Origin of the sequence: Streptomyces purpureus, from assembly GCF_014648195.1 — a bacterium.
Classification (GTDB): Bacteria; Actinomycetota; Actinomycetes; order Streptomycetales; family Streptomycetaceae; genus Streptomyces; species Streptomyces purpureus.
The window spans coordinates 46048-58895 of sequence record NZ_BMQQ01000003.1 but is presented as its reverse complement, the minus strand read 5'-3'; the positions used below and the strand labels follow the sequence as shown (position 1 = coordinate 58895).

General features: G+C 73.3%; 10 protein-coding genes and 1 riboswitch. Of the genes, 5 read left to right on the top strand and 5 right to left on the bottom strand.

All coding sequences use genetic code 11. From position 1 onward, the window contains the following. The 3 genes from IEZ01_RS34705 to IEZ01_RS05760 all read right to left on the bottom strand — a co-directional run. A partial coding sequence (locus tag IEZ01_RS34705) for a precorrin-8X methylmutase (RefSeq protein ID WP_229832725.1) occupies nt 1-280 on the bottom strand: 280 nt, incomplete at its 3' end. A 2-nt stretch (nt 281-282) separates the two neighbouring features. Continuing rightward, nucleotides 283-1770, bottom strand: a complete 1488-nt coding sequence (locus tag IEZ01_RS05765) for a ferredoxin-like domain-containing protein (protein ID WP_373287567.1) — start codon at nt 1768-1770, stop codon at nt 283-285. A gap of 42 nt (nt 1771-1812) precedes the next feature. Continuing rightward, nucleotides 1813-3441 (bottom strand): hypothetical protein, encoded by a 1629-nt coding sequence (locus IEZ01_RS05760; RefSeq protein ID WP_189200283.1) that lies wholly within the window; start codon nt 3439-3441, stop codon nt 1813-1815. 224 nt (nt 3442-3665) lie between these two features. Then, nucleotides 3666-3801: riboswitch (cobalamin riboswitch) on the top strand. 37 nt (nt 3802-3838) lie between these two features. On the opposite strand from IEZ01_RS05760, the gene cobN reads away from it, so the two are divergent. The 3 genes from cobN (at nt 3839) to IEZ01_RS05745 (ending at nt 8842) form a co-directional block, all read left to right on the top strand. After that, nucleotides 3839-7444: a cobaltochelatase subunit CobN gene (gene cobN, locus IEZ01_RS05755; protein WP_189200280.1), complete on the top strand. Its 3606-nt coding sequence runs from the start codon at nt 3839-3841 to the stop codon at nt 7442-7444. Further along, nucleotides 7441-8217, top strand: coding sequence for a GNAT family N-acetyltransferase (locus IEZ01_RS35830; RefSeq protein ID WP_019887970.1), 777 nt, complete (start codon nt 7441-7443; stop codon nt 8215-8217). Before cobN ends, IEZ01_RS35830 begins: the two co-directional genes overlap by 4 nt. Before the next feature lie 124 nt (nt 8218-8341). After that, nucleotides 8342-8842, top strand: coding sequence for an FBP domain-containing protein (locus tag IEZ01_RS05745; protein WP_019887971.1), 501 nt, complete (start codon nt 8342-8344; stop codon nt 8840-8842). Between the two features lie 95 nt (nt 8843-8937). Here the strand turns inward: IEZ01_RS05745 and cobM are convergent, their stop codons facing one another. Then, nucleotides 8938-9687 (bottom strand): precorrin-4 C(11)-methyltransferase, encoded by a 750-nt coding sequence (gene cobM, locus IEZ01_RS05740; RefSeq protein ID WP_189200278.1) that lies wholly within the window; start codon nt 9685-9687, stop codon nt 8938-8940. Continuing rightward, nucleotides 9684-10952, bottom strand: coding sequence for a precorrin-6y C5,15-methyltransferase (decarboxylating) subunit CbiE (gene cbiE / locus IEZ01_RS05735; RefSeq protein ID WP_189200275.1), 1269 nt, complete (start codon nt 10950-10952; stop codon nt 9684-9686). Before cbiE ends, cobM begins: the two co-directional genes overlap by 4 nt. Before the next feature lie 161 nt (nt 10953-11113). Between cbiE and IEZ01_RS05730 the strand changes: the two genes are divergently transcribed. Beyond that, nucleotides 11114-12190 carry an LLM class flavin-dependent oxidoreductase gene (locus tag IEZ01_RS05730; RefSeq protein WP_189200273.1) on the top strand — a complete coding sequence of 359 codons (1077 nt, stop codon included), beginning with the start codon at nt 11114-11116 and terminating at the stop codon, nt 12188-12190. Nucleotides 12191-12193: 3 nt separating this feature from the next. Next, the gene (locus tag IEZ01_RS05725; protein ID WP_189200271.1) at nt 12194-12847 is read left to right on the top strand and encodes an FMN reductase; all 654 of its coding nucleotides are present in this window, start codon (nt 12194-12196) and stop codon (nt 12845-12847) included. Nucleotide 12848: the final 1 nt, after the last annotated feature.

The following is a 12848-nucleotide window of genomic DNA, read 5'->3' as shown; positions in this document are numbered from 1 at the left end:
CGTCGTTGCCGGCGGGCAGCCGCTTGCGGGTGACGCCGCTGGCGACCATCTGCGCGTCGCAGAGGATGGGCGCCCCGGCGCGCAGGGCCTCGCGGGCGCGGGCCACGACCCGCGGGCTGTATGCGAGATCGCGGACGAGGTCGGTCATGCCGCAGGCGTGGATCATCCGGACGACGACCTGGCTGACGTCCGCGGGCAGGCCCGCGAGGTCCGCCTCGGCGCGGATGGTGGCAAAGGACTGGCGGTAGATCTCCGCGCCGTCCTTCTCGTAGTCGAACACCTTCAGTTCTCGCTCATCTCGGGTACGGGGGGGTACGGGGGTGCGGGTACGGGCCGGGTACGGGCCTGGGTGACGGCGGCGGTGAGCGCGGTACGGGGCGTGGGGGCGCCGTTCACCGTGTACTGGCCGTCGGCGGTGGCGACGACGTCCACCCAGTCGCCGTGGGGGTGCCCGCAGCGGCGGGCGCAGCCGGAGAAGTGGACGGGCAGGGCGTACGGCCCTCCCGGCCCGGGGGTGGCGTCGGCGCGGACGTCGGACAGGGACTTGCCGCACCCGGGCCGCCCGGTGCAGGCACCGACCCCGGCCCACGGCGAGTCGGGCGCGGTGATCAGCCCGGCGTCCGCCAGCTCGCCCAGCCGCGCCCCGGCCGCGGTCCGGTCCGCGAACCCGCTCACGACGGCCCCGCGCCAGGGCGTCAGCCGCACCTCACCCTGCGCGGGCGGGACCAGAGCGCGCAGCTGGCCGGCCCGGAAGCGCCCGAGGGGCGCGAGCACGCAGAGGGAGCCGTCCCCGAGCAGCCCGGGCCGGAGAGGTCCGCCGTGTGCCCCCGCCTCCGGCGGGAAGGGGCTGGTCGTGGCGCCGGCGGCCGGGCCGAGAGGGTCGGCTGTGGCGTGGGTGGCCGCGTCGAGGGTGCCGGCTGTGGCGTGGGTGGCCGCGTCGAGGGTGCCGGCTGTGGCGTGGGCGGCCGGGCCGAGAGGGTCGGCTGTGGCGTGGGTGGCCGCGCCGTGAGAGCCGCCCATCGCGGCCGCCGTCTCGCTCCGTACGGCCTCGGCGGCGATCCCGGCCCGTTCCAGAGACCCGGCCACGTCGGGCTCGTGGCTCTCGGGCAGTTCCTTTACGCGCCACGCGCCGGTGCCGGCCGCCGTGGCCGCCGCGAGGAAGGCCTCGGCGGCGGCGAGCGCGGCGCGCGGGGCGGTCTCGGGGTCCGGGAGCCGGAAAGAGCGGGCGCCGACGCGCAATGTCACGTGTGACGGCGCTGCGAGCAAGGTCACATCCCCGCCGAGCCCGGCCACATCCCCGCGCCCGTCGTCCAGGACGAACAGAAAACGACCCGAAAGCGCCGCCGTCCACGCCCGCCCGCACAGCAGCGCGTCCAGCTCGCGCGACCACAACTGCACGTCCGCGTGGCCGAGTCCGTCCAGCCCGGCGGCCGGTGAGGCCACGATGTTCCGTACCCGCTCATGGGTCTCGGACGGCAACAGCCCGGCGCCCCCGAGCAGCCCGGCCAGCCGCGCCCCGCAGTCCTCGCCGAGCCCGCGCAGTTCCACATTGCCGCGTGAGGTGACACTGACCTGCCCGTCCCCGAGAGACTCCGCGGCATCGGCCAGCACCATGACCTGACGCCCGGTCAAACGCCCGCCGGGCAGCCGCAGTCGAGCCAGCCGCCCGTCGTCCGCCGCATGCAGCCGCAGCGCCCCGGGGCAGGCGTCACCACGGTCCCGTATGAGAGGTTCGCCCGGGTTGGGCGCGTTGGGTGGGGTGGGCGACATGGCGGCGAGCATACCGTTCCTCTTGGCGCTGACCAGAGTTGGTCAAATCGCCTCGAACCGGCCCGAGCCGGCAGCCTTCCGAACGGTCTTGAAGGGCAGGGACAGCGCGAGCTGGTCACGTCGGTGTACGCGGGTCTTGCCGCCGGTGTGAGGCGTGCCCGGCATCCTGGGTGGGTCTGCGGTCCCGGGCGCCCCGGGGCGGGGTACGGCCTGGCCGGTAGCTCTCCCGAGGCGATCCTCCGGTCGCCTGCGGGTCACACCTGGCCGACGCCGCAGCCCGTGGCCAAGAGCGCGTCTGCCGATGGCCAACGAGGCACTGTGGTGCCGCGTGACCGTAATCCTGGCCTGCTGTTGCAGGGGGTTCTGCCAGTGCCGGCCGCCCCGGCGGCTGGTGTACGCCGGGTCGACCGCAACGACGATCAGGCCCCGGTGGTGGGCTATGCCTCGCAGCCGTTCCCGGAACTTCGCGGTAGGCATACCGGCCACCGTGCGCCGGAACCGCTTGCCCCGCCTGCCCCGGCCCATGGTCTCCCGGCCGATGGCGCGAGCCTCGGCGAAATCCAGATTCTCGATCGCGACACCGGAGCAGCCGTGTTCGACGGCGACGGTGAGGAGTTCGGTGATCGCGGCGCGCAGCTGCCCGTCCCGTCGGGAAGCGGGGCCGCTGAGGTCGGTGGAGAGGGTGAAGGGCTGTCCGACCGGGTTGCCGTGCGCGTCGACGACGCACGCCGCGAGATGGTCCGCGTTGATGTCGACCCCCAACAGCCTGGCCCCTGCCCGCGCCAGATCCTCCGGGGCGGGTGGGCGCACGGGGGTGGCGGACCAGGAGGCGTCGAGATACCAGCGATCTCGGTGCGGGTCGTGGACGATGTCGTAGCGGACCGCCTTGTTCGCGGTGATGCGGTCCAGCCACTCCTCACGACGGTGGTGGAACGTGACGGTGCAGCTCAGCCGGTACCGCCCGCGGGGAGCGTTCGCCAGATGCCTGAGCGGTTCGGGAAGCGCAATCGCCACGGCACCGCAGTCGGGGTCGGCCGTGACGGTGTAGTTGCCGTGCGGCGCGCCGGACTCTCCGTCAGCGGTGAGGAACAAACGGGCCGCGTCCCACCGCTCCTGCCACTCTTCGACGGTCAAATCCACGTCGGCGAGCCGATGGCGCTGCTTCAGGAGCTGCCGCCCGCCCACCACGACCGTCGGCCGGCCGCTGGAGATCCTTGCCTCGACCTCGACGAGCCTCGCGCCGAGGATCTGCAGCCGCCGCTGCTTGCTCTGCCGTTCCGCCTCGTCGGCGTAGCCGCGCACGCCATTGAGGCGCTGCCCGCACGGGGCTGCCAGGCGGGCGGTGATCTTCCGCACGGAGCGGCGCAGCCCGGCCTGCTGGTCATAGAGGCAGCGCAGGGCGAGCTGGTACTGGTCCTCGGAGGAACGCGTAATCGCCCCGGCCCAGCGCGAGGAGGAATGACGGGTCAGTGCCCGCTTGCGCTCGGTACGCCGAGCGCCCGCCGCCTTGACGTTCCCGAGCCGGATCCGCGCGGCCAGGTCGGCCCGCGCGAGCTGACCCAGATGCCGGCCGACCAGCCGAAGGACTTCCTCGTCCGTCGACGAGAGGAATAACCGGTCCCGGATACGCGCACCGGACGGCGCTGCCACGGTGAAGGGACGGTCCAGCACGCGCAGTCCGTTCCCCCTGGTACGCCCACCGCCCCTCCAACCCTCCACACGAGCCCCGCCGCCTGGGCCGACGGTGCCTCCGCCACGTACGCGACGTCCGTCAAACAAGCCTGGTTCGCCCTCATGAGGAGTGGGATGACCGAAGATGACCTGTTCATGCGCCTAGTTGTCGTCGTCGGAGGCCGATCGCGGCCCGGGCCACCGCCCTGCTGCGGGTAGGCACGATCTACTATGCACACGGCACAGGGTCCCAGGGCCCTAGGGAGGAAGCCCGGTGAGAATCCGGCGCGGTCCCGCCACTGTGAGCCGGGGTAGGAGACGAGCCGGTGAGTCAGGAACTCCCGCCGTCCACCAGACCACCCGGGGCGCGGACACCCCGAGGAAGGCCCGCACGCGCATGATCCTGCTGCTGTCGACCTCCGACACCGACCTGCTGAGCGCCCGCGCGGCCGACGGGCCCGTCGCCTACCGGTTCGCGAACCCCTCCCGGCTGCCGCTGGCCGACCTGCCCGGGCTGCTGGAGGGCGTCGAGCTCGTCGTCGTACGGCTCCTGGGCGGGCTGCGGGCCTGGCAGGAGGGGCTCGATGTGCTCCTCGCCGAGGGGCAGCCGCGGCCCGTCGTCGTCCTCACCGGCGAACAGGCCCCCGACGCGCAGCTGATGGCCGCCTCCACCGTCCCGATCGGCGTCGCCACCGAGGCCCACGCCTATCTCGCGCACGGCGGCCCGGCCAACCTGGAGCAGCTCGCCCGGTTCCTCTCCGACACCGTCCTGCTCACCGGTCACGGCTTCGAGCCCCCGGCCCCCGCCCCCACCTGGGGCCCCCTGGAGCGCACGGCGAAGAACGACGGCGGCCCGCTGATCGCCGTGCTCTACTACCGCGCCCACCACATGAGCGGCAACACCGCCTTCGTCGGCTCGCTCTGCGACGCGATCGAGGACGCCGGCGCCCGCGCCCTGCCGCTGTACGTGGCGTCGCTGCGCGCCCCCGAGCCCGAGCTGCTCGACCAGCTGCGCGGCGCCGACGCGATCGTCACCACCGTCCTCGCCGCCGGCGGCACCAAGCCCGCCGAGGCGCAGGCCGGCGGCGACGAGGAGGCCTGGGACGCCGGCGCGCTCGCCGCCCTGGACGTGCCGATCCTGCAGGCGCTCTGCCTCACCGGCCCGCGCAGCGCCTGGGAGGAGAACGACGAGGGCCTGTCCCCGCTGGACGCCGCCAGCCAGGTCGCCGTACCCGAGTTCGACGGCCGGCTGATCACCGTCCCGTTCTCCTTCAAGGAGATCGACGAGGACGGCCTGCCCGCGTACGTCGCCGACCCCGAGCGCGCCGCCCGCGTCGCCGGGATCGCCGTGCGCCACGCCAAGCTGCGCCACATCCCCAACGCCGACAAGCGTCTCGCGCTGGTCCTGTCCGCGTACCCCACCAAGCACTCCCGCATCGGCAACGCCGTCGGCCTCGACACCCCCGCCTCCGCGGTGGCTCTCCTCAAGCGACTGATCGCCGAGGGCTACGACTTCGGGCCCGAGGACGAGATCCCGGGCCTTGTCTCCGGCGACGGCGACGAGCTGATCTACGCCCTGATCGAGGCCGGCGGCCACGACCAGGACTGGCTCACCGAGGAGCAGCTGGCGAAGAACCCCGTCCGGATCCCGGCCGCCGACTACAAGCGGTGGTACGCCGGCCTGCCGGGGGAGCTCCGCGAGCAGGTCGAGGAGCACTGGGGCCCGCCGCCCGGCGAGATGTTCCTGGACCGCTCGCGCAACCCGGAGGGTGACATTGTTCTCGCGGCGCTGCGGCGCGGGAACCTGCTCGTCCTGATCCAGCCGCCGCGCGGCTTCGGCGAGAACCCGATCGCGATCTACCACGACCCCGATCTGCCGCCGTCCCACCACTACTTGGCCGCCTACCGCTGGATCGCGGCCTCCGCCGCCGACGGCGGTTTCGGCGCGGACGCGATGGTCCACCTCGGCAAGCACGGCAACCTGGAGTGGCTGCCCGGCAAGAACGCCGGCCTGTCCGCCGCGTGCGGCCCCGACGCGGCCCTCGGCGACCTGCCGCTGGTCTACCCGTTCCTGGTCAACGACCCGGGCGAGGGCACCCAGGCCAAGCGCCGCGTCCACGCCACCCTGGTCGACCACCTCGTCCCGCCGATGGCGCGCGCCGACTCCTACGGTGACATCGCACGCCTGGAGCAGCTCCTGGACGAGTACGCCCAGATCTCCTCCATGGACCCGGCGAAGCTGCCCGCGATCCGGGCCCAGATCTGGACCCTGATCCAGGCCGCCAAGCTCGACCACGACCTGGGTCTTGAGGACCGCCCCGACGACGACGGCTTCGACGACTTCCTGCTGCACGTCGACGGCTGGCTGTGCGAGGTCAAGGACGCGCAGATCCGCGACGGTCTGCATGTCCTCGGCGGCGCCCCGACCGGGCCCGAGCGGGTCAACCTGGTCCTGTCGATCCTGCGCGCCCGCCAGATCTGGGGCGGCACGCAGGCCCTGCCCGGCCTGCGGGAGGCGCTCGGCCTGGACGAGTCGGCCGCGACCCGCACCACCGCCGACGAGGCGGAGGCCAAGGCGCGGCAGCTGGTGGAGGCCATGGAGGCGGCCGGCTGGGCGGTCGGGGCCGTGCCCGCCGTCGCCGAGGGCCACGGCCCGGACGTGGCCGCCGTGCTGCGGTTCGCCGCCGAGCAGGTCGTGCCCCGTCTCGCCGCCACCACCGACGAACTCAGCCACGCCGTCCACGCGTTGAACGGCGGTTTCGTCCCGGCCGGCCCGTCCGGTTCCCCGCTGCGCGGCCTGGTCAACGTGCTCCCCACCGGCCGTAACTTCTACTCGGTCGACCCGAAGGCGGTGCCGTCCCGGCTCGCCTGGGAGACCGGGCAGGCGCTCGCCGATTCGCTGCTGGAGCGCTACCGCACCGACAACGGCGAGTGGCCGACGTCGGTGGGCCTGTCCCTGTGGGGCACGAGCGCGATGCGCACGGCCGGTGACGACGTCGCCGAGGCGCTGGCGCTGCTCGGCATCCGCCCCCGCTGGGACGACGCCTCGCGCCGGGTCAACGGCCTGGAGCCGATCCCGCTCGCCGAGCTGGGCCGCCCCCGGATCGATGTCACCTTGCGCATCTCGGGCTTCTTCCGGGACGCGTTCCCGCACACGATCGGCCTCCTGGACGACGCCGTACGCCTGGCTGCCTCGCTCGACGAGCCGGCCGAGCAGAACTTCGTCCGCGCCCACACCCAGGCCGACCTGGCCGAGCACGGCGACGAGCGGCGCGCCACGACCCGTATCTTCGGCTCCCGGCCGGGCACGTACGGGGCGGGCATCCTCCAGCTGATCGACTCCAAGGACTGGCGTACGGACGCCGACCTCGCCGAGGTGTACACGGTGTGGGGCGGCTACGCGTACGGGCGCGAGCTGGACGGCCGTCCGGCCCGCGACGAGATGGAGAGCGCCTACAAGCGCATCGCGGTGGCCGCGAAGAACACCGACACCCGCGAGCACGACATCGCCGACTCCGACGACTACTTCCAGTACCACGGCGGCATGGTCGCCACCGTCCGGGCGCTCAAGGGCACGGCTCCGGAGGCGTACATCGGCGACTCCACCCGCCCCGAGACGGTCCGTACCCGCACCCTCGTCGAAGAGACCTCGCGGGTCTTCCGCGCCCGCGTGGTCAACCCGCGCTGGATCGAGGCGATGCGCCGCCACGGCTACAAGGGCGCCTTCGAGCTGGCGGCGACGGTCGACTACCTCTTCGGCTACGACGCCACGACCGGTGTCGTCGCCGACTGGATGTACGACAAGCTCACGCAGACGTACGTACTGGACCCCGAGAACCAGGCCTTCCTGAAGGAGGCCAACCCCTGGGCCCTGCACGGCATCGCGGAGCGGCTCCTGGAGGCGGAGTCCCGGGGCATGTGGGAGAAGCCGGACGCCGAGACGCTCGCGGCGCTGCGGCAGGTGTTCCTGGAGACCGAGGGCGATCTGGAAGGCGACGAGTGACGTCGGTGGCCGGTGACGGGCTGACGTCCGTGGGGGCTGACGGTCCTGCGGTCGGGGACGGCGGTCTGACGGTGGGGGGCGCCGACAAGGAGCTGTCGGCGCGCCTCGACAAGGAGCTGACCGCGTTCAACAATGCCGCCACCGGCTTCGACGACGAGGCCGAACTGTCGGTCCGCGCCACCGACCCGTCGACCGGTGAGCTGATCGGCGGCCTCACCGGCTGGACCTGGGGCGGTCTCGGTGGTGTCGACATGCTGTGGGTACGGGAGGACCACCGCACCGGCGGCTGGGGCTCCCGCCTGATGCGCGCGGCCGAGGACGAGGCCCGCCGCCGGGGCTGCACCCGGATGGTCGTCTCGTCCTTCTCCTTCCAGGCCCCGCCGTTCTACCGGCGGCTGGGCTATGTGGAGACGGGCCGTACGGAGGGCATCCCCGGCGGCAACGTCGACGTCCACTTCCACAAGAGCCTTGAGCCGGCGGACCCGGCCGCCCCGGCGGCCGTCCAGCTCGCGGTCCTTCTCGATGTCCCGCCGGCCGCCGCCGAGGCCGCCCGCGCCTACGAGGACCGGGTGCTGGCGCTGCTGCCCCGGCACGGCGGACGCCTGGAGCGCAGGCTGCGCACGGGCGACGGCCTCAGCGAGGTCCATCTGCTGCGGTTCCCGTCCAGGAAGGCCCTGGCGGCCTTCCGGGCGGACCCGGAGCGGGCGGAGCTCGCGGCGGGCGTGGAGGTCACGGTCAGGGTCCTGGAGGTCACGGACGTCTACGGTCCGTGAGGCACGGGCCGGCCGAACGGTGAAGGCGGAGGGCCGACCGGCGGGTCGACCCTCCGGCCCGCGTCGAAAGCCCGCGCGAAAAACTGGGATGCTCCCCTCCGGTCTCATACGTACCGTTTGCGGAGTGGAACCACTCACCGAGAAACAGATCCGCGGCTCCTTCGCCAACTGCTCCAAGGGCGAGGCGAACCGTCTCAAGCTCCCCCTGGACTTCGCCGAACTGCCCTGGCCCGAGCTCGACTTCCTGGGCTGGCGCGACCCGGGCGCCCCGCTGCGCGGCCATCTGGTGATTCCGGGCACGGACGGCAGCCCGGTCGGGATCACCCTGCGCACCCCGGACAAGTCCCGCACCAGCGCGCTCAAGTCCAGCATCTGCCAGTTCTGCCTGACCGGCCACGCCTCCTCAGGCGTCGCCCTCTTCGCGGCCCCGCGCGCGGGCGAGCCGGGCCGCCAGGGCAACACCGTCGGCATCTACGCCTGCGCCGACCTGGCCTGCTCCCTGTACGTACGGGGCAGGCGGCAGCCGGCGCTGCGTCCCCGGTACGAGGAGACTCTCACGGTGGACGAGAAGATCGACCGCATGCTCGGCAATGTGCACGCGTTCGCGGCGAAGGTGCTCGCCTGAGACCTGAGGCCTGAGGCCTGAGGCGTGAGGCGTGAGGCGTGAGGCGTGAGGCGTGAGGCCTGGGACCTGAGGCCCTGAGCCTTGCGCGCCGCGCGTCAGCAGGTGTGGCGGTCGCGGGCCGGGTCGTAGAGGTGGCTGTCGCGGAACTCCGAGGCGGCGAGCGTCCGGCCGACGATGATGACGGCGGTCTTCGTGATGCCGGCCGCCTTCGTCTGCGCGGCGATGTCGTCGAGGGTGCCGCGCAGGACCACCTCGTCCGGACGGCTGGCCAGGGCGACGACGGCGGCCGGGCAGTCGGCGCCGTAGTGCGGCAGCAGCTCGTCGACGACCCGGTCGACGTACCGGGCGGCGAGGTGCAGCACGAGCAGCGCGCCGCTGCGGCCGAGGGTCGCCAGGTCCTCGCCGGGCGGCATCGGCGTGGCCTGCTGCGCGATCCGGGTCAGGATGACCGTCTGGCCGACCGTCGGCACGGTCAGCTCCCGCTTCAGCGCGGCCGCGGCGGCCGCGAAGGCCGGGACGCCCGGCACGATCTCGTACGGGATGCCGGCCGCGTCCAGGCGCCGCATCTGCTCGGCGACCGCGCTGAAGACGGACGGGTCGCCGGAGTGCAGCCGGGCCACGTCCTGGCCGGCCTCGTGGGCGCGGACGATCTCCTCGACGATCTGGTCCAGGTCGAGGCGGGCGGTGTCGACGAGCCTGGCGCCGGACGGGCACTCGGCGAGCAGCTCGGTGGGGACGAGTGAGCCGGCGTACAGGCAGACCCCGCAGGACGCGAGCGTACGCGCGCCGCGCACGGTGATCAGGTCGGCCGCCCCCGGGCCCGCGCCGATGAAGTAGACGGTCATCCTCGATCTCCTGTTCCGGTGACGGACGTTGTGGTGGCTGAGGCTTCGGCTGCGGTCTTCACGACCGACCACTGGGTGACCGGCATCGCCTGCCGCCAGCCGGTGAAGCCGCCCACCGGCACGGCGTGGGCGACGGCGAGCCGGATCAGTTCGCCGCCGTGGCGGCGGTAGCGCTCCGCCAGCAGCGCCTCGGACTCCAGCGTCACGGTGTTGGCGACCAGCCGCCCGCCCTCCGCGAGCGCCTCCCAGCAGGCGTCGAGCAGGCCGGGCGCGGTCAGCCCGCCGCCGATGAACACCGCGTCGGGGCGGGGGAGCCCGGCAAGCCCGGCCGGGGCGGCGGCGGTGACGACCCGCAGGGCGGGGACGCCGAGCGCGTCGGCGTTACGGACGATACGGGCTGCCCGCGCCGCGTCCCGCTCGACCGCGACCGCCCGGCAGGAGCGGTGCGTACGCATCCACTCGATGCCGATGGAACCAGAACCGCCGCCGATGTCCCACAGCAGCTCACCCGGCGCGGGCGCGAGCGCCGCCAGGGTGGCGGCGCGTACGTGCCGCTTGGTGAGCTGGCCGTCGTGCTCGTACGCCTCGTCGGGCAGACCGGGCGCGGCGCCGAGGCGCGGGGCGCCCGGGGCCCGTACGCAGTCGAGGGCGATGACGTTGAGGGGGTCGACCGGCCCGGGCGGCGGGTTGTCGGCGGTCGCGTCGAGGATCCGCTCGCGGTCCGCGCCCAGCTGTTCCAGGATCCGCAGCCGGCTGGGCCCGAAGCCGTGCGACCGCAGGAGCTCCGCCACCGCCCCCGGGGTGTCCGCGCCCGCGCTGAGGACCAGCACCCGCCGCCCGTCGTGGACCGCCGCCACCAGCGAGGCGAGCGGCCGCCCGACGAGGGAGACCGTCTCGGTCTCCTCCACGGCCCAGCCGAGCCGGGCGCAGGCGTACGAGACGGAGGAGGGGTGGGGGAGCACGTGCAGGCGGTCGGGGCCGACGGTCTCGGCGAGGGTGCGCCCGATCCCGTAGAAGAGGGGGTCGCCGCTGGCCAGGACCGCCACGCGGCGGCCTTCGTGGGCGGCCAGCAGGCCGGGGACGGCGGGCCGCAGGGGCGAGGGCCAGGCGAGGCGCTCGCCCGGGCAGGCGTCCGGCGGCAGCAGGTCGAGCTGCCGGGGGCCGCCGATGAGGACCTCGGCGGCGCTGAGGGTGTCGCGGGCGGCGGCGGACAGTCCGTTCCAGCCGTCCGCACCGATCCCGACGACGGATATTACGGAGCTCACGTCGGCGAACTCTACGGGAGCGTCCCGGGCGGGTGACCTGGGGGAGCGGCGCCGGATGGCGACGGGAGGGCGCCGGAATACGACGTGAGGGCGCACGGTTGAAGGAGATGGTTAAAAGTTCAACCATATGAGGCCAAGGGCCTCCGCGAGAGGTGAGCAGGATGCAGTTCGGGATCTTCACCGTCGGTGACGTCACGACCGACCCCACCACCGGCCGTACGCCGACCGAGCACGAGCGGATCAAGAACACCGTCGCCATCGCGCTCAAGGCGGAAGAGGTCGGCCTCGACGTCTTCGCCACCGGCGAGCACCACAACCCGCCCTTCGTGCCCTCCTCCCCCACCACCCTCCTCGGCCACATCGCCGCCAGGACCGAGAACCTGATCCTCTCCACGTCCACGACGCTGATCACCACCAACGACCCGGTGAAGATCGCCGAGGACTACGCCACCCTCCAGCACCTCGCCGACGGCCGGATCGACCTGATGACGGGCCGCGGCAACACCGGCCCCGTATACCCGTGGTTCGGACAGGACATCCGCCAGGGCATCCCGCTCGCCATCGAGAACTACGCCCTGCTGCACCGGCTCTGGCGCGAGGACGTCGTCGACTGGGAAGGCCGCTTCCGCACCGCCCTGCAGGGCTTCACCTCAACGCCCCGCCCGCTGGACGGCGTACCGCCGTTCGTCTGGCACGGCTCCATCCGCTCCCCCGAGATCGCCGAACAGGCCGCGTACTACGGCGACGGCTTCTTCGCCAACCACATCTTCTGGCCCAAGCAGCACACCGAGAAGATGGTCCGCCTCTACCGGCAGCGGTACGCGCACTACGGCCACGGCACCGCCGAACAGGCGATCGTGGGCCTCGGCGGGCAGGTGTTCATGCGGAAGAACTCCCAGGACGCCGTAAGGGAGTTCCGGCCCTACTTCGACAACGCGCCCGTCTACGGCCACGGTCCGTCGCTGGAGGAGTTCACCGAGCAGACCCCGCTGACCGTCGGCTCCCCGCAGCAGGTCATCGACCGCACGCTCTCCTTCCGGGAATACGTCGGCGACTACCAGCGTCAGCTGTTCCTGGTGGACCACGCGGGTCTGCCGCTGAAGACCGTGCTGGAACAGCTCGACATCCTCGGCGAGGAGGTCGTGCCCGTCCTGCGCAAGGAGTTCGCCAACCTGCGGCCCGCCGGTGTCCCGGCGACCGCCCCGCTGCACCCCGCCGTACGCGCTCAGGAGGCCTGAACCATGCAGACGCTCAAGCTGGTCGCCGTATCCGCCGGGCTGAGCCGGCCCTCGTCCACCCGGCTCCTCGCCGACCGGCTCGCCAAGGCCACCGAGGAGCGCCTGACCGAGCGCGGCCGCCCGGTCGAAGTCCAGGTCGTCGAACTGCGCGACCTGGCCGTCGACATCGCCAAGCACCTCGTCAGCGGCTTCCCCTCACCCGCCCTGGGCTCCGCGATCGACGCCGTGACCCGCGCGGACGGGGTGATCGCCGTGACACCGGTCTTCACCGCCTCCTACAGCGGCCTGTTCAAGTCCTTCTTCGACCTGATCGACCCCGACGCGCTGAGCGGCAGCCCGGTCCTCCTCGCCGCGACCGGCGGCACCGCCCGCCACTCCCTCGCCCTCGACCACGCCCTGCGGCCGCTCTTCGCCTACCTGCGGGCACTGATCGTGCCGACGGCCGTCTACGCGGCGTCGGAGGACTGGGGATCGGGCGGCGACGAGTGGACGGCGGGCCTGCCGTCCCGGATCGACCGCGCCGGCACGGAGCTGGCCGACCTGATGGCCGGCCGGCAGCCCGAAGCCCCGGCCCAGGACGTGGACGAGGACGTGGACACGGACGCCGACGAGGTGGTGCCCTTCGAGCGCCAGCTCGCCGACCTCCGCCTCGACTGAG